Source organism: Vibrio sp. qd031 (assembly GCF_002100145.1).
Classification (GTDB): Bacteria; Pseudomonadota; Gammaproteobacteria; order Enterobacterales; family Vibrionaceae; genus Vibrio.
This window is the reverse complement of record NZ_JXQD01000018.1, coordinates 111604-134322: the sequence shown is the minus strand read 5'-3', so window position 1 is coordinate 134322 and position 22719 is coordinate 111604. Positions and strand designations below refer to the sequence as shown.

21 protein-coding genes and 1 pseudogene are annotated in these 22719 nt (G+C 44.9%); 10 read left to right on the top strand and 12 right to left on the bottom strand.

The window, feature by feature from the left end; translation table 11 throughout:
* Positions 1–189: 189 nt before the first annotated feature.
* On the bottom strand, positions 190–723 hold the full coding sequence (locus ST37_RS06505) for a GNAT family N-acetyltransferase (protein WP_084884781.1): 534 nt from the start codon (positions 721–723) through the stop codon (positions 190–192).
* 146 nt (positions 724–869) lie between these two features.
* Here ST37_RS06505 and ST37_RS06500 point away from each other — a divergent pair, with 146 nt between their 5' ends.
* Positions 870–1532, top strand: coding sequence for a cupin domain-containing protein (locus tag ST37_RS06500; protein WP_084884779.1), 663 nt, complete (start codon positions 870–872; stop codon positions 1530–1532).
* A gap of 51 nt (positions 1533–1583) precedes the next feature.
* On the opposite strand, the gene ST37_RS06495 is transcribed toward ST37_RS06500, so the two are convergent.
* Positions 1584–4349: an amylo-alpha-1,6-glucosidase gene (locus tag ST37_RS06495; protein ID WP_084885232.1), complete on the bottom strand. Its 2766-nt coding sequence runs from the start codon at positions 4347–4349 to the stop codon at positions 1584–1586.
* Positions 4350–4503: 154 nt separating this feature from the next.
* Here ST37_RS06495 and ST37_RS06490 point away from each other — a divergent pair, with 154 nt between their 5' ends.
* The 3 genes from ST37_RS06490 (at position 4504) to ST37_RS06480 (ending at position 6153) form a co-directional block, all read left to right on the top strand.
* Positions 4504–4968, top strand: a complete 465-nt coding sequence (locus ST37_RS06490; protein WP_084884777.1) for an ATP-binding protein — start codon at positions 4504–4506, stop codon at positions 4966–4968.
* Positions 4969–5002: 34 nt separating this feature from the next.
* A complete protein-coding gene (locus ST37_RS06485) occupies positions 5003–5683 on the top strand; it encodes an HAD-IA family hydrolase (RefSeq protein ID WP_172400941.1) in 681 nt (226 codons plus the stop codon).
* 68 nt (positions 5684–5751) lie between these two features.
* Complete coding sequence (locus tag ST37_RS06480; RefSeq protein ID WP_084884773.1) at positions 5752–6153, top strand: hypothetical protein; 402 nt, start codon at positions 5752–5754, stop codon at positions 6151–6153.
* 98 nt (positions 6154–6251) lie between these two features.
* Here the strand turns inward: ST37_RS06480 and ST37_RS06475 are convergent, their stop codons facing one another.
* The 10 genes from ST37_RS06475 to ST37_RS06435 form a co-directional block, all read right to left on the bottom strand.
* The gene (locus ST37_RS06475) at positions 6252–7796 is read right to left on the bottom strand and encodes an extracellular solute-binding protein (RefSeq protein ID WP_197687454.1); all 1545 of its coding nucleotides are present in this window, start codon (positions 7794–7796) and stop codon (positions 6252–6254) included.
* A gap of 35 nt (positions 7797–7831) precedes the next feature.
* A complete protein-coding gene (locus ST37_RS06470; RefSeq protein WP_197687453.1) occupies positions 7832–8722 on the bottom strand; it encodes a carbohydrate ABC transporter permease in 891 nt (296 codons plus the stop codon).
* A 9-nt stretch (positions 8723–8731) separates the two neighbouring features.
* Positions 8732–9703: an ABC transporter permease subunit gene (locus tag ST37_RS06465; protein WP_084884772.1), complete on the bottom strand. Its 972-nt coding sequence runs from the start codon at positions 9701–9703 to the stop codon at positions 8732–8734.
* Positions 9704–9712: 9 nt separating this feature from the next.
* Complete coding sequence (gene ugpC / locus ST37_RS06460; RefSeq protein WP_084884770.1) at positions 9713–10798, bottom strand: sn-glycerol-3-phosphate ABC transporter ATP-binding protein UgpC; 1086 nt, start codon at positions 10796–10798, stop codon at positions 9713–9715.
* Between the two features lie 1192 nt (positions 10799–11990).
* Complete coding sequence (locus tag ST37_RS19960) at positions 11991–12152, bottom strand: hypothetical protein (protein ID WP_172400940.1); 162 nt, start codon at positions 12150–12152, stop codon at positions 11991–11993.
* A gap of 226 nt (positions 12153–12378) precedes the next feature.
* Entirely contained in the window at positions 12379–13365 is a 987-nt protein-coding gene (locus tag ST37_RS06455; protein ID WP_084884769.1) for a TauD/TfdA family dioxygenase, read from the bottom strand.
* A gap of 8 nt (positions 13366–13373) precedes the next feature.
* Positions 13374–14333: an aldo/keto reductase gene (locus tag ST37_RS06450; RefSeq protein WP_084884767.1), complete on the bottom strand. Its 960-nt coding sequence runs from the start codon at positions 14331–14333 to the stop codon at positions 13374–13376.
* A gap of 138 nt (positions 14334–14471) precedes the next feature.
* Complete coding sequence (gene dctP / locus ST37_RS06445) at positions 14472–15521, bottom strand: TRAP transporter substrate-binding protein DctP (protein WP_084884766.1); 1050 nt, start codon at positions 15519–15521, stop codon at positions 14472–14474.
* 77 nt (positions 15522–15598) lie between these two features.
* Positions 15599–16891, bottom strand: coding sequence for a TRAP transporter large permease (locus ST37_RS06440; RefSeq protein ID WP_084884764.1), 1293 nt, complete (start codon positions 16889–16891; stop codon positions 15599–15601).
* Between the two features lie 9 nt (positions 16892–16900).
* A complete protein-coding gene (locus ST37_RS06435; RefSeq protein ID WP_084884762.1) occupies positions 16901–17449 on the bottom strand; it encodes a TRAP transporter small permease in 549 nt (182 codons plus the stop codon).
* 510 nt (positions 17450–17959) lie between these two features.
* Between ST37_RS06435 and ST37_RS06430 the strand changes: the two genes are divergently transcribed.
* The 6 genes and pseudogenes from ST37_RS06430 to ST37_RS06405 all read left to right on the top strand — a co-directional run bounded on the left by ST37_RS06430 (position 17960) and on the right by ST37_RS06405 (position 22334).
* Entirely contained in the window at positions 17960–18805 is an 846-nt protein-coding gene (locus ST37_RS06430; RefSeq protein WP_084884760.1) for a LysR family transcriptional regulator, read from the top strand.
* A gap of 90 nt (positions 18806–18895) precedes the next feature.
* Positions 18896–19582 carry a hypothetical protein gene (locus ST37_RS06425; RefSeq protein ID WP_084884758.1) on the top strand — a complete coding sequence of 229 codons (687 nt, stop codon included), beginning with the start codon at positions 18896–18898 and terminating at the stop codon, positions 19580–19582.
* Between the two features lie 67 nt (positions 19583–19649).
* Positions 19650–20087 carry a glycine zipper family protein gene (locus tag ST37_RS06420; RefSeq protein ID WP_084884756.1) on the top strand — a complete coding sequence of 146 codons (438 nt, stop codon included), beginning with the start codon at positions 19650–19652 and terminating at the stop codon, positions 20085–20087.
* A gap of 201 nt (positions 20088–20288) precedes the next feature.
* Positions 20289–20849, top strand: coding sequence for a sugar O-acetyltransferase (locus ST37_RS06415; protein WP_084884755.1), 561 nt, complete (start codon positions 20289–20291; stop codon positions 20847–20849).
* 218 nt (positions 20850–21067) lie between these two features.
* A pseudogene (locus tag ST37_RS06410) lies at positions 21068–21252 on the top strand (arylsulfatase); the annotation flags it as partial.
* A 158-nt stretch (positions 21253–21410) separates the two neighbouring features.
* Complete coding sequence (locus tag ST37_RS06405; RefSeq protein ID WP_084884754.1) at positions 21411–22334, top strand: LysR family transcriptional regulator; 924 nt, start codon at positions 21411–21413, stop codon at positions 22332–22334.
* Positions 22335–22719: the final 385 nt, after the last annotated feature.

The following is a 22719-nucleotide window of genomic DNA, read 5'->3' as shown; positions in this document are numbered from 1 at the left end:
ATCGAAACTGAGTCTGGGCGGGAGATCCCGCCTACTCGTCTTCCAAGTCATTTTGCGAAACAGGCTTAGCATAGGCGTACTCAATCATTATTGAACACCCTATTAGCATGACCAATTTTTGGCTTCGTTGGTGTGATCCTGTTGGCTGTTGCTCTGATCAAAAGTTAATCTAAATCAAACAAAAGTCTATTAGCTTTTTGGGGAGGGACTTGTTAAAGCGCTACTTTGAGACCCGGTGATTTTAAAGCGCAATATGATGCCCATATCGTCGTCATAAAATGGCTCTAATGCCATTGCGTCAATACTTTCGATCACGTTTATGGAGGCAATGTTTTCTTGCTCGACACTAATGAGGGCATCACCAATGAGGTGGTGATCAATCACCCAATTGAGCAGTGTTTTAGCCACTCCTAGATTGCGCGCACTTGGTCGGGTTTCATAGCCAATGTGGCCAATGATGTTGTCCACCTGATAGTTGCTCCCTCGTCGAACTCGGATCGCACCAAGGATAAAATCGCCGTCCACGGCATAAAAGGTCGCACTTGGAAGAAATCCGCCATTGAGGTAGTCAGGGTTACCTTTATCACGCTCCAACAATCCGTGTATATAAGCACTGGGGTCGTGCCTTGCGTTATGGTACATACGGAGTCCTGATTGATAGCACTCATCGGCATAATCTCGCAGTGATTGCGGTTGGATTTGATCAGGTGGAAGTACTTGCATTATCAGACTCTTGGAGATCACAGACCATCAGTTATAGCACTCATCAAAACCTATAATCAATGGTTTAGCGATTAGCGATGAACTATTAGCGCAAACTGTCGTATAGTGATTTACAGCGAGAAGTGATAAGAACACAAGGACCATTAATGCTGAATATGGATTTTCGAGAAAGGCTTGTCATTGATACGCAAGCAGCGAAGTGGGTGCAGAGTCCATCGAAAGGCGTAAAGCGCAAGCCGTTAGAGCGAGAAGCCAAAGAGTCTGGTCACACCACGAGCATTGTTGAATATGCACCTGGGTCTAAGTTCGATACGCACCCTCATCCGCTGGGTGAAGAAATCTTGGTGTTAGAGGGGGTATTTTCAGACGAGAATGGTGATTATCCTGCAGGGACCTATTTGCGTAATCCTCCAGGCAGCTCGCATGCGCCTTTTAGCCGTGATGGGTGTATTATCCTGGTTAAACTGAATCAGTTTAATGCTGATGACAGACGCGAGGTGCGCATCGATACCAATGTACAGTCTTGGCTCGATGGACTGGGGAACCTCAAAGTGATGTCACTCCACGACTTTGAGCATGAACATGTTGCGCTAGTGAAGTGGCCAAAAGGGGAACAGTTCCAAGCTCATAGGCACTTTGGTGGTGAAGAGATCTTTGTCGTTTCTGGAGAGTTTATCGACGAGCAGGGACGTTACCCAAAAGGCCATTGGATCAGAAACCCTCACATGAGTGCTCATAAACCTTATGTAGAGCAAGAAACGATTATCTGGGTGAAAACGGGGCACCTGCCACTAGAGAGTCATGGCTAAGATTTCGCTGCCAAGCCACTCGCTTTCGTGAGTGGCTTAACCTTCGTGAGGTTAATCTTTATCGATGGACAACCCTTCAGACTCGCGCTTCTCCAGTAAATAGTCTTTTTCTAGTAACGCGTTATGTTGTCTTGTCCAGTCAGGTTGGGCAAAACTCAACTCGTCGAGAATCGGATAGCTCACCGAGCTCAGCACGCTCCATTTCGATGGCTCAACATTGACATCCCACCCATTACAACCATCAAAGTGACAATCTAAAAGAGGCGTCTGTTCAATATCGCATTGAAGCGACAGACATTGATGGTGATGCTCAATATCTAGATAAAGACTCAAGCCTCTTGGTGGGTTTTCGCAGCTGATAGAGTAATTAAAGCCTTTACCCACTTTTTGATACTTAACAAACAATGCAGACCCCATACCAAAAGGTATTCGAGCATCAAACTCTTGCCATTGCTCTGGGATTTTGGGTCTAAAGATAATGTGGTTTTGGCTCAGTTTAGGAGTGAAACCTAAGTAGTCTTGCTGCGCGTTTCGAGCGTATTCAGAGACAGACCAAGCTTGGGAGTAAGTGCCAGTTTCTCTTAGATCGTTACGGTCTTTTTGAAACGCGTCTAAGTTTTCACTCATGGTGCCTAAATGGCCCATAGTGAGAATTTGTTTGGCTAAATTTTTACTCAGTTGATATGCCAGCTCTGTCTGTTTGAATTTTAGAAGTGCACTAATGGTGAATCCCGCATTCCAACCCCAGATCGTACCGTTATGATAGGCGGCATCTTTATGATATTCGTCGCGTCCGTCATGGTATGGGTGAAAATCGATATGGGTCTGCTCTAAAGAGCAAATACCCCATGGAAACAATAAGCCTTTAACACAATTACGCAACATGTGCTGCCCAATATCAGCAGCCAAGAGTGGACTTTGTGGAATCGTCAGTGTCATTAGTTGGTTAGGACGCAAACTGTAATCTGCAAGGTCATCTTCTTCCAGTCTATCCGCCAGTTGCTTTGTGTGTTCATCCCAAAACTTAGAGTGAAAACTGCGTTTTACTTGCTCCGACAGTGAAAGCCAGTGCTGCTGCATGTCGGTTTGCTCACAAAGCTCTGCTAGTTGTGCTCCACAGATCAACGCTTCGTACCATAAAGCCTGAATATCATTTGCTTTAGGTCCTCGAGGAGACCAGGGAATTTGTCCTGCGATTTTTGCGTCCATCCAAGTATCAGGGTGTCGATGTTTAAGCAGTTTATCGTCGTCCAGATAGTGTGTTTCTACCCCCTCGATGAAACGTTGCATTACAGGGAACATGTCACCGGCGAAGGCCATGTCGCCACTGTAATTAATGTACTCCATGATTTCACGTATCATCCAGGGAGTACCATCGGTGGTGTTATAAATGATGTTGGTTTTACTGGTCACACGGTTGGGGATCCGCCCATGATTGACCGACTGACTGTCATCCAATTGCATCTGAGCAAAGTTTTCAATGATGGCTTTGGCTTCGTCCAACTTACCGTTAATGAGACTTGTGCCAGGTAAAGCAATAAACGTATCTCGGCCCCAGCAATCTTTAAACCAAGGCAACCCAGCCCAAATACCCGTACCAAACTCATGACTGACAAACATCCTACTGGATAGTCGAGCCCACATCACTGCCTGGTTGTATTCAACGTCGTCGCTCCAGAGATAGTTGGAGACTAAGAAGTCATACTGACTTTGTTGAAAGCGGCGCAAGGCATGGTGAGTACGTGCCTCTTGAGCGCGTTGAAGGGCAACGTCTCTTTGTTGTTCGAAACAGAGGTAAACAGACAGGCTTTGCGTCGGGTTGAGTGACTGGATTAGTAACGCAACGTTCGATGCCGATAGAGGAGGGGCGGACTCAAATTTGGCAATGTTTTGTGTCGTTTGTTCTTCAAACTGAGCGCTTTCGCTGGTTGAGATCGCGATGTATTGAGGGCAACCTTCTGGGCACACGCTTTTTTCTAAAGAATAAAGTAAAACATCGCCGATGACTTCTACCTTTGAATGTGCCAATGCAATATTAAGTTCAGGCAAGACGCCCAGTTGAGCAGGCTGTGAGCTTTCAACGCTTAAGATGGCCATACGCTGACCTGCGACAATGGAAATACAATCGTGGCTGTCTGTATTTGAGTAATGATGTTGTAACCCAAACGCTTGTAGGGTGGCTGCGTGAGCACTACTCCTATCGTTGCATCGCCCATTAACTAATGAAGCAAAAGTACCGAGATACCAACCTTGATGATGTCGATAACGACCTCCCTCACTCAAGCTGTGGGTTTTGCCTTCGTAATAACCATCGACATTGTCACCAAATACAAAGGGGAAAGTCTCTGCACGTTCGATGGCAATGGCATCAAACAGTGAGTCAGCCGCTAATGCGTGTGGTGCAGAGCGCAATAAAGCCGGCTGTGAGGTAGGTACAGAAACAGTTTTTGAGATGAGGCTGCGTGTCGGTGTACCGTTTGTCGTCGCTTTTATAATGGTAAGGCTAGGGGTTTCAGACAACGCAACCAATACTTGGAAGCGCTGGGTTGCAGAGGGTAGAAAACAGAGATCATTTCCAATGCCCTGACTGGCAATGAGCGGCTGAGCTTGGTCGACAGACAGTGTGGTTCGTTGCGTTGGGTGCGCCGTTAATGTCCACTCATCACTGCCATCGCGATCAGTGATTTTGAACTGATGCTCGTCGGCAGAAAACACGATTTCCGCTTCTAATAGTCCGTTACTGTTCAGCGTGAGTGGCGTGTCTAGCCCCCATCCATTGAACGTACCTTTTACATACAAAACAGGTTGATTGGTCATTGCTTTATTGGAATCTAAGATCGTTAGCGCAATTTTTATCAAAGCTTTGGCAAGAGTGTTAGTGTTTGCGCACATCAATGTAGGTTTCTATTAGTAATCTCACACTTGGTAGGGGTATCCTTATTGATTCCGACACGATTAAAGCGCCTCATTGATGCATAACCAAAAAGCGAACAAACCGACACTGACCTTAATTCGAGGTATTCCTGGCTCTGGGAAGTCGACACTTGCGCAGCACTATGCCGAGCAGATGGGTGCGCAGCATTTAGAGACTGACATGTACTTTGTAACAGAGCGGGGGGAGTACCGATTTCGCCCAACGAAGCTCAAAGAGGCTCATCACTGGTGTAAGCAGCAAACGCTAAAGGCGTTGCAGAAACATCAATCGGTGGTGGTGTCGAATACCTTCATTGAGGAGTGGGAGTTGCACGACTATTTGGCGATGGCAGGTCGAAAAAAAATCCCAGTCGCAATCATCGAATGCACAGGGCAATATGAATCCATACACGATGTACCACTGGCCAAAATTGAAAAAATGCGCCGAAATTGGAGTGAGCTGTCGGTTGAAAAACTGATGCGGCAGTATGGGATAGTTGAGTTAACAATACGACCCAATTGATTGGTGACTAGGAGAAACGGCGATTAATACCATCTTGTTTGACCTTGATAACACACTGATTGACAGGAGTAAGACTGTTAAGAGTTTTGCTCAGCCATTTTTACTTGAGTTTGCTTGCGATCTACTGTGCGACGTAGATTGTGAAGAACTCAGTAATTCTCTATTAGAGCTTGATCAAAGCGGCTACGCAACTCATGCGCAAAGAAGCGCTGCTCTACAGAAATTACCTATTTGGAAACACGATCCCGTACAGAGAAGCGAATTAGAAGCCTATTGGCAACAATGGATTCCAAACCACTCAGTGTTGATTGAAGGTTGCATGGAGGGTTTGTACTGCCTAAAAGACGCAGGCTTTGCGCTCGGAATAGTGACTAACGGCCAAACGCGAAATCAAACTGACAAATTACACTCCAGCGGTCTCTTAAAAATGTTCGATTGTGTGGTTATTTCAGAAAGTGCGGGTATACGAAAACCGAGTCAAAAAATATTCCAACTGGCACTGGATGAGCTGAATGCTCAAGCTAGCAAGACGCTGTTTGTCGGAGATCATATGAAAAATGATTACTGTGGTGCACTTAATGCGGGATTAACACCTATTTTGTATGCGCCACCGGAACGGTACGACACTGCACACCAAGAGCCTATTCTCACTGCAAAGAATATGACGGAAGTCATTGAAATAGCGTTAAACTATAGACTTTCTAGCACAGGCTAGGGCGTTGTTTGCACAGTGCGCTATGCTCACATCACTGCACGTAAAGTTGGTATTCAATAGGAGGCGGCATGTCTATTTCTGTAGCGTTAAAAGCTTTGCTTATTTGGCTGCTCATTTTAGTACTGGCAGTAGTCAATGGTGGATTAAGAGAGGTCGTTTTTAACCCCATTTTGGGTACCACAACCAGTTTGGTTCTGAGCGGAATCTTACTTTCGGCGGTGATCCTTATTTTGGCATATTGGATGCTTCCTTGGATGAGTCCACAAGTCGCGAATACCTATCTATACATTGGGGGAGCCTGGTTGATATCAACAGTGGCTTTCGAGTTCGCTTTTGGGTTGTGGCAGGGTGACTCGTTACGCTCTTTGCTGGAGGCGTATACATTTAAAAATGGAAATATTTGGCCCATCGTATTAGTTGTGACCTTATTCGCCCCTTGGATAGGCGCTAAGATGAGGCGCTACATTTGATATTCTAAATAGTATGGCTTATTAAGCCCACTGATTGAGGCATAAAAAAGCCAGCACCGAAGTGCTGGCAAAAGGTTGCTAAGGATGAACCCTTTTACTTATTTGTATGCGCGATCGTAGGCCGATTGCATCACTTTGATTACATCGCTGTAACCCATCTTCTCTACTTGCTTGATGTAGTTATCCCAGTCAGCTTCAACATCGCGAGAGCCAAGGATCCAAGCTTGTTGCATTTCTAGCATGTAGTCGCGGATTGTTACCCAGTTACGGTCGTAAGTCGATTTTTCACTGTTGTTCATAGAGACACCCATGAACGGAGTAGGCAACAAGTAGTCGCCTTGGTCGTACAGTGCAATACCTTCTAGAGCGTATTTGTTTGACCATTGGATCTCGTAAGAGTAATCCATTGGGAAACCACGTGGGATCTGAGCACCAATCGCCCACATTTGAGCGTTGAGCGGTGTTTCAGACTCTAGCATCTCTTTCTTAAAGGTAGGTTGACCGTCAACTACGGTGTAATGCTCACCTTCAATACCAAAGTTCGCCAAACGACGACCTTCTTGAGTAAACCAGAAATCAAAGTACTTGATGGTTTCTACAGCATGTTCGTTGGTGTACGAAATTGCCCAGCCTTCGGGCTTAACACGTGCACGTTGGTGCTCTTCGATGCGAAGACCTGCTTTAGACGCTGGTGGCGCGAATGCTTTGAACTCAAAGCCTTCGATATCGTCCGCCAGTGAATCGTTGTAACCAGAGGTAGAAGCAAACCAGTCATGGGTCATACCGCCTAAGTCATTAGACAGTAGGTATTCACGTGAGCGACTGCCGCGAGTAAATACTTCCGCATCGATTAGCCCTTCTTTGTACCACATTGCCAGGTTCTTAATACCTTCTTTGTAGCCGTCACCGACGTAACCGTGGCGAATTTCACCGTCAACTACGTGGAAATCGTGGAAGGTGTCAGAGCCAGAAGTACGGCCGTCCCAAAGGGTTACCATACGGATCAACTCTTCCCAGTGACGCATAAACATTGGCACTTCGTCTTTCTTGCCGTTGCCGTTTGGATCTTGGTCACGGAAAGCAACAAGTACTTCATACAACTCGTCTACGTTGTTTGGTACTTCAAGGTTAAGCTTGTTTAACCAATCGTAGCGAATGAAGTAACCACGACCGTATTTGCCGTCTGGCAAGTAAGGGATGTAGTACACGTTACCGTCTGCAGCTTTGATGGAAGCAAAGATGTCTGGGTTTTTGTCAAAGAATGCTTTGATGTTAGGTGCATGCTCATCGATAAGATCGTTTAGAGGTACAAATGCCCCTTCTGGACCGTAACGGTTCACATTGTCGCGAATGCTTGAGCCACCTACGATGTCTGGTAAATCGCCAGATGCAATCAACAGGTTAAACGCCTCTTCACTTTTAGTTGTTGCCATAGATGCAACGTTATTTAAGCTAACATTAGTGAGTCGAGCAGCCTCTTTCTCAACTGGCCATTCATTGTTATGCACATACTTTTTGGTATGAAAGTGAATGTCCAACGTAAGAGGTTTGTCTGTCACTTTACTGTCCGCATAAGCACCAGCAGATGCCAATAACGAAGCCGCAACCACAGTGGCAAGACGCGTTTTCATTGTTCTATCCATTATTATTTCCTTTTTGTTATGGCGTAGGGGCGGGATTACTCTTTAACACCACCTAACATAATCCCTTTGTTGAAGTATTTTTGTATAAATGGGTAAATCAGCAGTACTGGGATGATTGAACACACCATGATCGCGGCACTTACTGTCTCGAACGAATACGCTGAGGTCATAAGGGTACTGGCGAAGGTGTCGTCATCCGTCAATTGGGTGATGATTTGGCGTAGGTATACCTGTAGAGGTACTTTATCTTCGTCACGTAGTAGGACCATTGCCCAGAAAAATCCGTTCCAGCGAGCAACAATACAAAACAACGTTACGGTGGCGATGGCCGGTTTTGCGAGTGGAATAAACACTTTCCACAACACCTGAAAATCATTTGCTCCATCCATACGCGCCGCCTCTTCAAACGATGAGGGTACACCTTCAAAGAAGTTACGTAGAAGTATGATATTAAAGGCATTACACGCAAAACCAATGATGATACCTATGTAACTATCAAGCAGCCCCAAATCTCTCATGTTTAGGAAGAATGGGATCATGCCTGCGTTAAACCACATGGTAAAAGCGATCATAATGTTCCAATACTTGCGTCCTAACAGTTGTGGTCTAGATAGGGCGTAAGCACCAGGAATGATGATCACTAAACTGGTTAAAGTACCAAAGAATGTATAAATGAAGGTGTTCTTATAGGCGGTCCAAAACGCTGGATCCCACAGAACTTTTTCATAGGCGGCAAAGGTGATGTCGACAGGCGTCATCACAACTTTACCAGCGGTTACCGCATCACCGGCACTCATTGATAGAGAAGCGACATAGATGAATGGGTAGAGCGTACTGATCGTAAACATCGCGACCAGAAACATATTGAGATATACAAACGTTTTGTCACCACGTGAGTATAGGTTCATGTTCATTGAGTTAGACATACGGCTTCCTTACCAAAGTGACGTTTTAGACACGCGCTTACTGATGGTATTTGCAGTCATTACCAACAAGAAGGCAATGACTGCATTAAACAGACCAGCGGCTGCTGCGAGGTCGTACTTCGCGGCTTGCAGACCTTGGCGATAAATAAAGGTACTGATAACGTCAGCAGTCTCATACGTAGCAGGTTGATAGAGCATAATGATCATCTCGAAGCCCACTTCCAAAATGTTACCAATTCGGATGATTAGCATGATGAGTACGGTTGGTAAGATGCATGGAAGCGTGATTTTCCACATCATTTGCCAGCGTGACGCACCGTCAACTACCGCAGATTCGTACAGCGATGGGTTAACACCCGCAATTGCTGCTAAGAATACGATGGAGCTAAAGCCCGCCTCTTGCCAGATACCTGTACCAACGAAGATGGTTCTGAACCATTCAGGTTTGGTGAGAAAGTAGACAGAGTCGTATCCAAAGGCATTGAGCATTAAGTTGACCACACCGGTAGAAGGTGAGAACGCTGTAATGACGATACCTGCAATGATTACCGCCGAGATGAAGTGTGGTAAGTACACGATGGTTTGCGCAGTACGTTTAAATTTAGCGTTCAATATTTCGTTGAACATAAGCGCTAAAATAATCGGAACTGGGAAGCCAAAGATAAGACTGGCACCACTGATCATCACGGTGTTACGGATGGCACGTATAAACTGTTCGTTTTCGAAGAGTGTATAGAAATGCTCAAAACCTACCCAAGGACTGTCGGTGATCCCGCGGAATACACTGTAGTCTTTAAAGGCGATTTGTAAGCCGTACATCGGCTTGTACAAGAACAGCACAAACCAAATGATGGTCGGTGCAAGCAGCAAGTACAATTGCCATTCTCTTTTTAAGTGCTGGATAAACCAGTTCACTTTTAGACGCAACTTGCCGTGGTTAGCGGCTATCCTTGCGTGTTCAGCCCGTTCAATACTGTTCATAATCCACCTCTACTTCTCAAGCAGCGCTTGACCGCTATGGCGATCAAAGACGGTAATGGCTTCTTGGCGGAAATACAGCGTATCAACGTTGTGAAGGTGCTCGACTTTGCCGTGAGTTTCTACTTTTGTCACAAAGGCATTCTGGCCTAAGTGGCAATGCAGTAGTGCTTCTGAACCCAAAGTCTCAACGAGCTCCAAATCAATTTTAACTGGGCTTGAGGTCTCTTGTGGAGTGATGTCAGTGTATTCAGGACGAATACCGATAGTGATGGCTTTGTTGTGCTCCAAGTCTTCTACGTTTGGCAGCAGAACTTTTTGATTATCAAATGTACCGAACCACTTGTCGCCTTCTTGAACAGCGATGCCTTCAATGAGGTTCATCGGTGGTGAACCGATAAAGGTCGCGACAAAGGTGTTTTTAGGATTGTTAAACAAATCCATTGGCGTACCGATTTGCTCGATGCGGCCGTTGCTCATAACGACAATTCGGTCTGCCAACGTCATGGCTTCCACTTGGTCGTGGGTTACATAAACACTGGTTACACCTAGACGGTTGTGAAGACGCTTGATTTCAGCACGCATTTGAGTACGTAACTTAGCATCTAGGTTAGAAAGTGGCTCGTCAAACAAGAAGACTTTAGGGTGACGAACGATTGCTCGTCCCATTGCAACACGCTGACGCTGACCACCGGATAGGTCGGCTGGTCGACGTTCCAGTAAATCGGTAAGTCCTAGAATTTCAGCAGTGTCTTTAACTGATTTGGCGATTTCATCTTTTGGCACTTTACGTATACGTAAGCCAAAAGCGATGTTCTCTGCCACGCTGAGGTGAGGGTAAAGAGCGTAGTTTTGGAACACCATCGCCACATCACGATCTTTTGGTGCGACGTTGTTGACCACGCGATCTCCAATCGCAATATGCCCATCACTGATCTCTTCTAGTCCTGCCATCATACGTAGAGTCGTTGATTTACCACACCCAGATGGACCCACTAACACGACGAATTCCTGAGGTTTCACATCCAGGTCAATGCCATGAACTACTGTCATCTCGTCGTAACTCTTGACGACGTTACTTAATTGAACTCCTGACATCCTTTATCATTCCTTATTCAATTTCACATATTTTGTTATGAGCCGGTGAGTCTGTCATCACACCGAAATGTTTACTGGGTTAAGTCGATCATCAACCCTGTTTATTTGTATTATTATATTTATTGAGTATAAAAGCAGCGCAATGGTTGTGTATTGGACAATTTGGGGAGTGCGATCGGGGTTAAATTTTTAGTAGAGATTGGCACTAAAAATATGAAGGATGTCAAACTTTGTTACCAAAGTTTTACAAATATTAAGGGTGCTAAATGCACTCTGAAGCCACATTAATTGTGAGATTGGTCAATTTGGTTCTTTTTTTGGTTTGTTTGGTGCAACTCAAGAAAAGGGGCTGATAAAGTGGGGGGATAGATGCACTATTTTGCGGCAGTGATAGCGTGCTCCAATGAGATGTAGCGCAGAAAACACCCCATATCCCACTGAGTCTATTGTATTATTTAATGTTTGTGTGGATGATGATATACAGTCGATTAATCGGCTTGATTACAGTTTCGGCCGTGGTTTTTGGTTGGGTTCAGCGCCCTATCTTCTGAGGCTAGGACTGAGTCGAAAGTCAGACCATTAGTGTTAATGGCATTATCAATTGAACCGATCACTTCTCGCCCATCAAAGCGTTTTTTTTGTAAAGTTGTTTGTTAAATTGACTGTGACGTTTGGATGCAATCTTCCATATTGGTGTTTTCAATGGCAAAGATAAACTTTTCGCCACCCCACCGGACAAAATGAGAACTCGGTTTGTTTAGCTGTTTCATTGTGGTATGAAATGCCTTTCGTGTGGTGCCTGCAACTTCATGACCATATCTTATGCTAAGGCTTTAAAAATGGTCGAGAACAGCCCATTAGATGCCGGTTTTGGTACTTGCTGTTTACTTTTATTGTGTGGCTTATTGTGCTGATAACCATGGAACCACGTTCTCTAACCATGCAATAGTTAAGCTATATAGGCCTGGCGCCTCATTGCTGGGGGTCGAGAAGACAGGTAGCTTCTCCAACGCGATATCCAATCAACCAATCTCAGTTACTCTATGACCACTGTATGTAGAGGCCAAAGCAGCAGAGATACAAGATTGTAAATTGCTAACACTGTGAGGAAGTATTGTCGGCCCCAAAAAAGCAAAAAAATCCACTGCCTAAGCAGTGGACTTATGTGTCTTTTTGTCGAACTAAGTGGGGACTATGCCCAGAAAGAACCTACAGCGATGAGTGCTACCGCTACAGCAGCAACCATTTTCATGATAGCAGCCATTTCAGAGCTAGCGAGCGCTTTGTTCATTTCTTCAACAAGAGAGGTGGAAGTGGAGTATATTATGTTGGTGTTTTCTACTTTTTCGTTCATCTGATTATCTCTTATCGCGTCTTCTTTGTGATTCTGCTCACAATAATATCATTATTGTGACTTGGGTCAACAAAATGTGTACAAAAATTACGAAATTCGGGTAAAAAGTAGCCTGTTAAAGGTCTTGTAAGGCGTATAAATAACGAAATCGTCGTTTAATTACTACTTAAGTGACAGGGGGCCCCGCATTTCGGCGAGGCCTATCGGTAGGGGGGTATAGGTGCGTTTATTGTAACTTGGCCGCTCCTAAAGCGACGATCACTTGCCGTTTTGTTTCACCATCATAAGAGCGTCGTCCATGCATCGCGAGGTTGTTGTCCACCAATGCCACATCACCGGCTTGCCATTCAACATCAAATACTAACGTCTCTGACAATTCACACATCAACTCTAAGCCATCCTTTGGCAGTTGGGAGTCATCCCCAAAACGCAAGGTTGGGTGATGTTGTTCACGCACTCCCTTCCAACCTAAGTAGGCTGCGATCAATTGATTAAAGAAGACTTTTTTACCGTTGCTTGCCACTTTGATGGCCGGAAGTGGGCAGGTCGTAGTTTTGATTGAGCCATCAAGTTGCCATTCCCATGAATAGCCGAGTTCGGTTAACCGTGTTTCTGCTTCGTCAATGTTCGACACGGACAAAGTGCTTTTCCAACCACGACCCTGGCCTGATCCTGCGTTATCTTCAGCAGGCATATGTGTGGTGTATTTTACCCCTTTTTGCTCAAGTTGCTCGGTAAAGCTTGGAGACGCTTTCTTGAGCGCGTGATACATCATGTCTCCCCGTAAGATTGGTGATGCGCCCCCTGTGTCTGCGGGAACGAGGCAGCTAAAGAAGATCTTATCGGGAAATATTGGTGTTTGAGCCATTTCGTTATGTAAGTTTATCTCTACTTCTTTGGGTGCCTCGTTGGCGGTGAACACTCGCTCGGTAAAGTTGATGCGTACCGCATTGGACAGTGAATCTTGATAGGTAAAATTGGGGTAACCAAAGCTGGCACTAAATGCGTCGAACATCTCTGCACTGGCAATAGGGAAACCTCTAAACAATATCGCACCACTTTTGTCGAGTAATGATGCGATGTCTGACATTCTATCCTCAATCCATTGGCAGGCTTCGTCTATAGTGGTCACACTGCCATCGTTTACGATCACGGCTGGAAATACATCATCGCGATTGACAAATTGGTTGTCTATTGAAGTCAATTTCAGCATGGGCTCTCCTAATCGTATATGGGGCAGTGGGTATTAAAGGCTTCACCGCAAAAGTGGCCAGGATCGTTAAATCGATGGTTGAGGTTTAATCCACTGATTGCTTCCATTTCTACCTGTGTCAGTGAGAAGTTAAACAGATCCAAGTTCTCAGCCAAGTGCTTTGGATTGGTGCTCTTAGGAATAACCGCATAACCACGTTGAATGCCCCAACGCAATACCACTTGGGCAGGTGTGACATTATGAGCCTTTGCTGCACTGAGCACTTCTTCTCGCGCAATAACAGCTTGAGCTTGAGTCGCCATGTCTATTTCTACATACGACTGTGCGCCAAGTGGTGAGAATGCAGTGACAGGAATGCCTAAATTATTGGCGAGGGTGAGTAGACGCTGCTGAGTGTGGTAGGGGTGTATTTCAACTTGCAACATAGCGGGTTTGATTCTTGCGTAGTTAACTAAGTCAAATAACAATGCCGAGTTGTAGTTACAGACGCCGATGTGTTTGACACTGCCTAAGTCGACTAAAGACTCCATCGCTTGCCATGTTTGATGCAGTGGGACTTGTGCAAATTCCATTTTCGGGTCAGCGGCTTGAGGATCATGGAACCACTCAGGTGGGTAGCGAGTCTCAAAAGGAACAAAGGCCTGTGCGATAGGGAAGTGGATTAGATAAAGATCCAAGTACTCAAGTCCTAGATCGTTAAGTGTACGTTCTAACGCTGGTTGCACGTGCTCAGGCGCATGATAGGTATTCCAGAGTTTAGAGGTGATCCATAAGTCTTCTCTTGTAACAAGACCATCGTCGATGGCGCGTGCAATACCTTGTCCTACTTCTTTCTCATTCCCATAATCACAAGCGCTGTCGAGATGTCGATAACCAATTTTTATGGCATTGTAAACTGCATCAGCACAGTCGTCTTTTGACACTTTCCATAAGCCTAGGCCTACTCGTTGTTGTTCCGTTTTAAACATAGTGTGTTCTCTTTTCTTTTGGGTAAATTGTACATCAGCATTAACGCTTTAGTTATCGTTGCCGGTGTGAGTGAAAAAGGCACCTTAGCTTAAGGTGCCCATGGAGCGTTATATGCCAAACGGTTATTTGTTACGCTGTTAATTAAATTGAATGTCGTAGCTTGCTTGAATACTCATTTCACAGGTTTTGATCTCTGACTCAAAGCGTTCTAGCCACATCTTGCCTTCGTCACCGGTGGTTTCAATGAAGTAATTTTTTACCGGAGCCGACGCCATTTGGAACGCTTTGCGCTCTTCCGCTGTTGGGTTATAGATGGTTCCCCCGGCCTTACGGAACTCTTCGTAAGCGGTAAATTCGCGGTGTTTAGGGTAAGCGCGCAGATATTGGTTTTGTGCACTGATGCCGTCAACGATCACTTGTTTTAGGTCATCTGACATGCTCTTAAACTTCATGTCATTAAATACCCAAGCACCACCCATGTAGGCGTGGCCGTCAAGAGTCATAAAATCCAAGCTTTCGTGGAATTTGTTTTGAACAATGTCGACGATGCCGTTTTTAGTGCCATCGACTACGCCTGTAGAGAGTGCGGTATACACTTCAGGCCACGAAATAGGCGTTGGTGCTCCGCCCAACTCTTTCACTAGCTCTTGCTGAATTTTAGCGGGAACGGTACGGATTTTTAGACCATCAATGTCCGCTGGAGATTTGATCATTTGCTTAGTCGTTGCAAAGTTACGCCAGCCGCCAGAGTTTGACACCATCATCAAGCGCGTATTGGGCGCTTTCTTTAAAACTTCATTTCGAACATCACCGAGGAATTTTTCGTTGTCGTATACGCACTCAGCGACGCGATCATTCGGCAATAAATAAGGAAGATCAAAAGCACCAACAGGTTGCCAGTAGTTACCTAACTCCGCAATGGTAGTTTGAAAGTAGTCGAATATACCGGATTGAACACCGGCAATACACTCTTTTGCCGTACTACATAGCTGTCCTGCAGGGTAAATTTCTACTTCGATGGCACCATTAGAACGAGACTCTACAAAGTTTTTAAATACCAACAATGACTGATGGTTGTACCCATCGATGTTAGTCACATGTGGTACCGTCAGTTTGTAATCTGCGGCTTGTGCTGCTCCAGCACTAAAAAGTGCGGTTGTAGTAAGTGCTAAAAGGGTTTTTTTCATTGTTTAAGTTCCTTTTAAGGGGCGGGTTCACGTTATTGTTACGGCTGGTTTTTGGGTTGCATTGGTGTGGAGAAATACTATTGCATTACGCCAAGCAGTGTCGGCAATCCAATGACCAACTCTGGAAAAATTGAAATTAGAAAGATAATGACAAATTCGATAGCGATAAAGGGAATGATGGCACGCGAGATTTTTTGCAGTGGCATGCCAGAAACCCCAGCAGCAACAAACAGAACCAATCCCATTGGTGGTGTCGCGAGCCCTATCGAAAGGTTTATGCACATCACCACACCAAAATGAACCGGATCAATGCCTGCATTAATCATAATAGGGCCAATGATGGGGGCAAAAATTAGGATTGCAGGACCGGCGTCCAAGAACATCCCCACCACGAACAAAAAGATATTGACGATCAAAAACAGGGTGATTGGGTCCGTTGTGATTTCGCCAATAAACTTAGTGATGTCATTCGAAATGCCGGAAAAACTTATGGCCGATGCAAAGCCACTGGCCGCTGCCACAATGATAAGCACGGCTGCGGCATTTACAGCGACCTTGGCAAAGAGTGCATAGGTCGCTTTAATATTGGTTACCTTTAACACATACACCGATAAGAAAATGGCGTAGGCGACCGCGACCGCAGCAGCTTCTGTGGGTGTGAAAATACCCCCATAAATACCGCCCAAAATAATGACCGGAGTCATAAGAGGGAGTATCGCCATTTGGAGACTTTTACTTCTTTCTAATTTGTTGGCTCGTGGCATAGGCTGAATATCGGGGTAGTGCCTGATCTGAAAACGATTTACTACCATCAAGCCAACACAAAATATGATCCCTGGCACAATGCCTGCGATAAACATGGCAGCGACGGACGTGTTCATGACAAATGCGTAGATCAACATGATGCCAGACGGTGGGATGACATTACCTAACACCGTTGCGGCGGCGGTAAGTGCTGCAGAATATGAGCGGTCGTATCGATATTTTGTCATTTCTGGAATTAGCATATTGCCAATGGCAGATGTTGCTGCGACGGCTGAACCCGTTAAAGCACCAAACAGAGTCGACGCTAAGATAACGACATGCCCGAGCCCACCTCGTAAATGCTGTACTCGTGTTTGAGCAAAAGAAACGATCCTTGGGGTGATCCCGCCGGAAGACATGCATTCACCAGCCAACATGAAAAAGGGCAATGCGAGCAACAAAAAGTTGTCTAGTCCTGCATACAGCCTTTGGTAAAGCATATTGATGAACATCACTTGGTCGTTTTGTACAAAGGTTATGATAGGTGCAAGACCTAACGCGAATAAAACCGGAACACCAATCAGTAAAAAAGTTAAAAAGTAGAAAAGAAAAATTGGGGATACCATGATGATGTCCTAGTTGCCGTGAGAGGTGGATTTGGGCGCAGTTGAATTGGGCTCGCTCGCTTTTGGGGCAAAAAGTCGATGAATGGACCCAAATAGCTTTTGTAGAGCGAACGAACAGGACACTGCCAGCATGACTGGTGGCACCGCGTACACGACATACATAGGAATAGGAAGGCTGTCGGCCATTACTGATCCGCTTTTTAAAAACGCCAAACCAAAATAAATCCAAAAGCCAAACAGTATTAAGGCGGTTAAGTGTGCCAATAGCATTAACAACTCGTATACGCGTGTACCTTGCAGTTTGTCGGTAATAAACGTCATCGCAATATTGCGATCATCTAGGTAGATGATGGGTAGGCACAAGTAGGTCATATAGATCATCAAAAACCGAGACGATTCGTCCGTCCAACTGAGTGGCATGTTTAGCACGTAGCGAAATGCAATTTGTATTAGAACGATCACTGTCATCGCAAATAATAACAGGCCCGCTAATTGCGATGAGACGGCTGCGATTGGCTTATTAATGATGTTAAGCGTGCGCTCTAACTGTTTGAACATACGTGTTAGATACTCCATGACCTATTAGTGCTCTGAGTTTAAAATGACAAATAGTGTCACTTTTGTTTCGAACGACCACAATATTGGTTCGTTTGAACGTTGGCTATTACACTAACAGCTTATTTGTTCAATTCTGTGAATTAGTTATCATAATGTAACATTTTGGTTAACTGTAGCAATCGTTTGAGGCAGTGCTAGGCGTATAAATTGCAGTGGCAGTGAGCAATTAACTGACCGCTACATGGTCATTATTGGTCGCTTATGCTCGTTTATTGTTATTTGAAACAAGATGGCTAGATGAGAGGGAAAGAGTACTCCGCAGATATTTCGTTGCTTTTTTGTTAAGAGCGCGCTTTGCTAAACTGTCTTAATTAACCAATGTTTTGAGCGAAAATGCGCAAATCAATGAACAGTGCTTTTCAATATAAAACCCAAAATTGTGAATTGCGCTGCTTTCTAATCATTAGATTAGGTATAGTAAAAAATATTAGACCATTTCGGATTAATACTATGGATCTCAATCTGTTAACAACGTTTCTTTCAGTGTATAAAAATCGGTCGATTACACTTGCTGCTGAAGAGCTCGATGTTTCTCAGCCGGCTGTTAGCGCCTCTTTAAAGCGTTTGGAAGCCGTTGTTGGAAAGTCCCTCTATGTTAGAGAAGGGCGGGGTATTGCACCGACAGGCGCTGCGGTAGCTCTTGCCAATAAAATTCAGTCGCCAATGTCTGTGCTGGAAACGGTTGAGCAAAAGCAAGAGCAAATCAATCTCTATTGCAGTGAAGTGGTGCTCCACAAAGTCAGCCACATCGAGCAAATGCATACGGTAGTGACACCTCTTAATGAGCAAGAGGTGATTGACGATCTTAATACACAAAAAGTGGATTTAGTCATTGATGCCATGGTCACTCGTAAGCAGTCGGTTATTGTGGAAGAGATTTATCAAGAAGATGGAGTGTGCGTGACTCGTAAAGACCATCCTCGCATTGGTGATACGATGACACGGGAGCAATACTTTGCTGAAAGGCATATCGCACTGAAAATTCGCCGCAACAACATGGGAACGCTCGAACATATTGCGAATGAACCCATTGAGCCGCGTAAGGTGTCTATCGAGACAGAATCCCTTGCCAGTATGATCGGCCTTGCGGCAATCACCGACTATATAGGTTCGACCACCCGTTCATTTGCTGAAACCTTTGCACCACGATTAGGGTTAAACATTCATGAGATACCTTTTGGTGTAAAACCCATTCCCTTGAGTATGCTTTATCACCGCCGCTACGCCAGCGATCCATTCCATAAAGCCAAACGTAAGGAAATAGTCGAAGCAATTACAGGCCGAAAATATAAATAGCATTTATATCTCAACCAAAGTCCAGCGTGTATATTCTTTACAGTGGTAACGCCATAATCAGCGCTCACCAACCAATTGTAGAGAATTACAATGAAACTAAAAACTCTTACAGTAGCAACAGCAGCCCTTTTCACTACTGGCGCGATGGCAGCATCGACTTCAGTTTACCTAGAGCAGCAAGTAGATTCTAACGCTACTAAAGACAGTGTTTACGCAACAGAAGTTGGCGCAAACATCAACACTTCCGAAAATGGCAATGTTTTCATTGGCATGGATGACCAAGGATGGTTGGCAGCAGGTTACGGACACGACTTTTCACTTTCTGACCAATGGGATATGAACCTTTATGGTGAGGTAGGCAAATGGGATGACGGCGAAGAAGCACTAGCAGAAGCGACGTTTATTTACCAAGCTCATTCTAATTTTAATCTATTTGGTGGCTTAGGCTACAACTACGCAAGTAACACGGAATCACAATACTCCGACATTAGCACAAGCTACGGCACGGGCAGTGTGTTTGCAGGTACTCAAATGAACTTTGGTCAGGTATTTCTTGACTATAAATACACCTACGAGCAAGTTGATGGTGTAACCGGCGTTTCTTCACTTCCATCAGAGGACTTCTCTACGCATGAGCACGAAGTGATCATGGGTATGACCTTTGACGAGTGGACACCTTATGTTAAGTACACTTACTTTGACAGCAACGGTGTTATCGATAGCTCGTCTATTCAGTCAGACAGTATTTGGACACTGGGTATCGCATACCAATTCTAATTTGACGTAATCTCAACATTATTTAGTTTTCACAGCAGACGGAGTTGCATTCTTTTGAGGAAATACCTTGAATCGCTCCCATTCACGACGTTTAACTTCAAACCTAACCATTGCTCTTAGTCTCGCAGGTTTGTTTGCACTGCCAAATACAGCATTTGCCCATAACATTCTCTTTGACGAGTCTCAATATGACCAGTCTGAGTTCTCCGTGGATTATCGACAGTGTGAAGCCATGCTTGACAATGTGGGTAATAACCAAGGCGCAGGCGCGGTAGAGCAAGGGGTTAAACGCGGTGCAAGAGGTGCAGCTGCAGGTGCGGCAGCAGGCTCGATTTCTGGCAACTCGGGCTCTGAAGCCGCTAAAAAAGGTGCCGCAATAGGTACCACCGTTGGGATATTAAGTGGTCGAGGCTCCAAAAATGCTGCGGCCAGTCAAAACCAAAAAGAGCGCGATGATCTAATGAGAAATTGTATGAGTGGGAGAGGGTATCAGTCGCTGAACTGAACCACTTTTGGGAGCACCACAAACACGTTTCCTGTCCCTTAACGTAAGGTCATCGCACTCCCCTATTAATTGACGATATGAGCAGCTGCATTGTGCAGCTGCTTTTTTGTGCGTGAACAATTATTTTAGTTTTTCATGATGCTGGGCAGATTAATGTTTACTGACTTAGATAAACTGCATTCAATACTATGGAGTTAACGCATGAAAACCGAAAAAGAAAAGATGCTGGCTGGAGAACCCTACCTAGCCTGGGATAAAGAGTTATACGGTGAACGGATCCGTTGTCGTCGTACACTGCAAGTGTTAAATGACAGTATCCCTAACACTAAGAGCTGGCGCGCAGCCATCGATGAGCTTTTGCCTGAAAACGACAACGCTTATTTAGAGCCACCCTTTCGGTGTGACTACGGCAGTAATATCATCGCTGGCAAAAATTTCTACGCCAATTTCAACTGTGTCATTTTGGATGTCGCGAGAGTGTACATTGGCGATAACGTCATGCTTGCACCTAATGTTCAAATTTATACCGCTGGGCATCCGCTAGAGAAAGTAAGTCGTGTCGATGAGGGGGTAGAGTTTGGCACTGAAATTCACATCGGTCACAATGTGTGGATTGGTGGGGGCGCGATAATTTGCCCTGGCGTTCGCATCGGTGATAACAGTGTTATTGGCGCAGGAAGTGTTGTTACTAAAGACGTTCCAGCTAACATGGTTGCTGCAGGGAACCCTTGTAAGGTAATTAAAGCCATTGATAATAGCTAACAAAAAGCATCTATTGCTTAGGGATTGAATAGACTTATTCAACCCCTAAGCACCCACCTACCTTTGTCACTGTTTATCTAATCCGTTTGTATCTCGCTATGTGTGACTTGAATCACTTCGACACTAACCAACCATTGCCCCTAACTGAACGGAATTGATGGTATCGACGGGAGGGCTGGACGCTTAAATCAATCACAACACCCCCATTTTCTTTTCTCAATGCGGACATTACCTCAAACACTTACTATGACTGGTTGCTCGATCATGCCTATATGTTTGTACCTGTACAGGCTTATGTGGGAGAATTCTTAGCGACCTTTGAAGAGTCCCCCCATGTCAAAAAGAGGCGAGCTTTAGGCTTGATCAGGTCATGGAGAAGCGACAAGAAACACCCAGTAAATAGAGCCCAAAAAAAGCTCGCTAGAGCCGCTTTTAATGGCAACACGACTTTAAACTTAATGGGGTTTTGTCGCTAAAAGTTAACGATGACAGTCGTGATTTAATATAAGATTGCATACAATTATTGGCGAAACCTCGCAGCCTATTGTTCTATGGTTGGATATGAAAAATACCGAGCTAAACCTAATCCCTATCTTTGTCGCAATATATGAAGAATCCAGTTTGTCTAAGGCGGCACTAAGGCTGAATATTTCACAACCCGCCGTTAGCAAAGCCTTAGCGAGGCTTCGCGAGCTCTATGGCGAGCCGCTGTTTCATCGCACACCTACCGGTGTTACTCCAACCAACTTTTCGATAGACATCTACCCCGCGCTGTTGGCTTCGTTAAATAATTTTAACTCGACACTTAACTCCACAGCAGAATTTGATCCTAAAAAATCCCAGAAAGTGTTCTCCATTGCGTGTATTTCCCTGATTAGTTTTACTCTAATCCCAATCTTATTGCGTAATATTTATAGAGAAGCACCACAGGTAACGATTGAGGTCCACCCTCTATTTACCGAGGATTATGAAAGTGACTTGCGCCTTCAGCGCTATGATCTGGTTATAGACCGCACACCAGCTGATCATTCCCATCTCCACCATAAAGTGATCAGTCGCGAAAACCTGGTTGTGCTGTGCAGCCGCAATCATCCAAGGATAGGTGAGCAGATTACTTTCGAGCAGTTGATGGAAGAGCAGCATGTTGTGTCTTCAGTGTGGCACAGCCGAAAAGCAACATTGAGTGAGGATGATTACCCGGAGCTCAGCCGACGGAATGTTCGCTGTAGCGCCGCAGGCTTCGTAGAGATGCTTGCTGTGGTTGAAGGCAGTGAATATGTATGTTTGTCTAGCCATACCATGCATGGCCTATTCGGCGAGCACTATAATTTGAAAAAGGTGTCTTCGCCTGCCGACACATTTACTTTAGATGTGGCGATGATTTGGCACCCAAGTAGGACTAATGAAACCGCACACCGCTGGTTGCGCCGTGAAATTGAACGGGCGTCAGCAAATCGACTTCTTACTGACATAGGACCAAATTAATCGTTTCGCTGCCTTATGCGCAAGTGTGTGAACTAGTTAACGTTGGACATGAGGGTTTGCTTAATTGATTCGCATGTCGCGCTGTAAACTGTTGAGCGCGTTAAAAGAGCCCCTGTGATAGTCATACCAACCAAAGCAATTACCTGATCATTCTTGCTCGTTAAAATCACTGCTAACGGTGTTAAAGATTTTTAGGTAGAACAAATACCTACGGCAATATATGCCCTGTTCTCAGCGATTTTTCCGTCGCAATTTTCTGAGCAGTTAATGACTTCGATTGGTATCACTGCATCTTAACTATTCATACCTTTAGGTCTGATTTTGAAAGACGTTATCCACGATCCATTTATCAGCCAAAATCTATTCCATCTGTTTGTTGTTGATG

Coding starts and splice junctions, on each gene's coding strand:
- ST37_RS06490 (WP_084884777.1), top strand. CDS start 4,504: ATGCATAACCAAAAAGCGAACAAACCGACACTGACCTTAATTCGAGGT.
- dctP (WP_084884766.1), bottom strand. CDS start 15,521: ATGAAAAAAACCCTTTTAGCACTTACTACAACCGCACTTTTTAGTGCT.
- ST37_RS06475 (WP_197687454.1), bottom strand. CDS start 7,796: ATGGATAGAACAATGAAAACGCGTCTTGCCACTGTGGTTGCGGCTTCG.
- ST37_RS06430 (WP_084884760.1), top strand. CDS start 17,960: ATGGATCTCAATCTGTTAACAACGTTTCTTTCAGTGTATAAAAATCGG.
- ST37_RS19960 (WP_172400940.1), bottom strand. CDS start 12,152: ATGAACGAAAAAGTAGAAAACACCAACATAATATACTCCACTTCCACC.
- ST37_RS06415 (WP_084884755.1), top strand. CDS start 20,289: ATGAAAACCGAAAAAGAAAAGATGCTGGCTGGAGAACCCTACCTAGCC.
- ST37_RS06505 (WP_084884781.1), bottom strand. CDS start 723: ATGCAAGTACTTCCACCTGATCAAATCCAACCGCAATCACTGCGAGAT.
- ST37_RS06435 (WP_084884762.1), bottom strand. CDS start 17,449: ATGTTCAAACAGTTAGAGCGCACGCTTAACATCATTAATAAGCCAATC.
- ST37_RS06425 (WP_084884758.1), top strand. CDS start 18,896: ATGAAACTAAAAACTCTTACAGTAGCAACAGCAGCCCTTTTCACTACT.
- ST37_RS06405 (WP_084884754.1), top strand. CDS start 21,411: ATGAAAAATACCGAGCTAAACCTAATCCCTATCTTTGTCGCAATATAT.
- ugpC (WP_084884770.1), bottom strand. CDS start 10,798: ATGTCAGGAGTTCAATTAAGTAACGTCGTCAAGAGTTACGACGAGATG.
- ST37_RS06495 (WP_084885232.1), bottom strand. CDS start 4,349: ATGACCAATCAACCTGTTTTGTATGTAAAAGGTACGTTCAATGGATGG.
- ST37_RS06470 (WP_197687453.1), bottom strand. CDS start 8,722: ATGTCTAACTCAATGAACATGAACCTATACTCACGTGGTGACAAAACG.
- ST37_RS06455 (WP_084884769.1), bottom strand. CDS start 13,365: ATGCTGAAATTGACTTCAATAGACAACCAATTTGTCAATCGCGATGAT.
- ST37_RS06450 (WP_084884767.1), bottom strand. CDS start 14,333: ATGTTTAAAACGGAACAACAACGAGTAGGCCTAGGCTTATGGAAAGTG.
- ST37_RS06465 (WP_084884772.1), bottom strand. CDS start 9,703: ATGAACAGTATTGAACGGGCTGAACACGCAAGGATAGCCGCTAACCAC.
- ST37_RS06500 (WP_084884779.1), top strand. CDS start 870: ATGCTGAATATGGATTTTCGAGAAAGGCTTGTCATTGATACGCAAGCA.
- ST37_RS06440 (WP_084884764.1), bottom strand. CDS start 16,891: ATGGTATCCCCAATTTTTCTTTTCTACTTTTTAACTTTTTTACTGATT.
- ST37_RS06480 (WP_084884773.1), top strand. CDS start 5,752: ATGTCTATTTCTGTAGCGTTAAAAGCTTTGCTTATTTGGCTGCTCATT.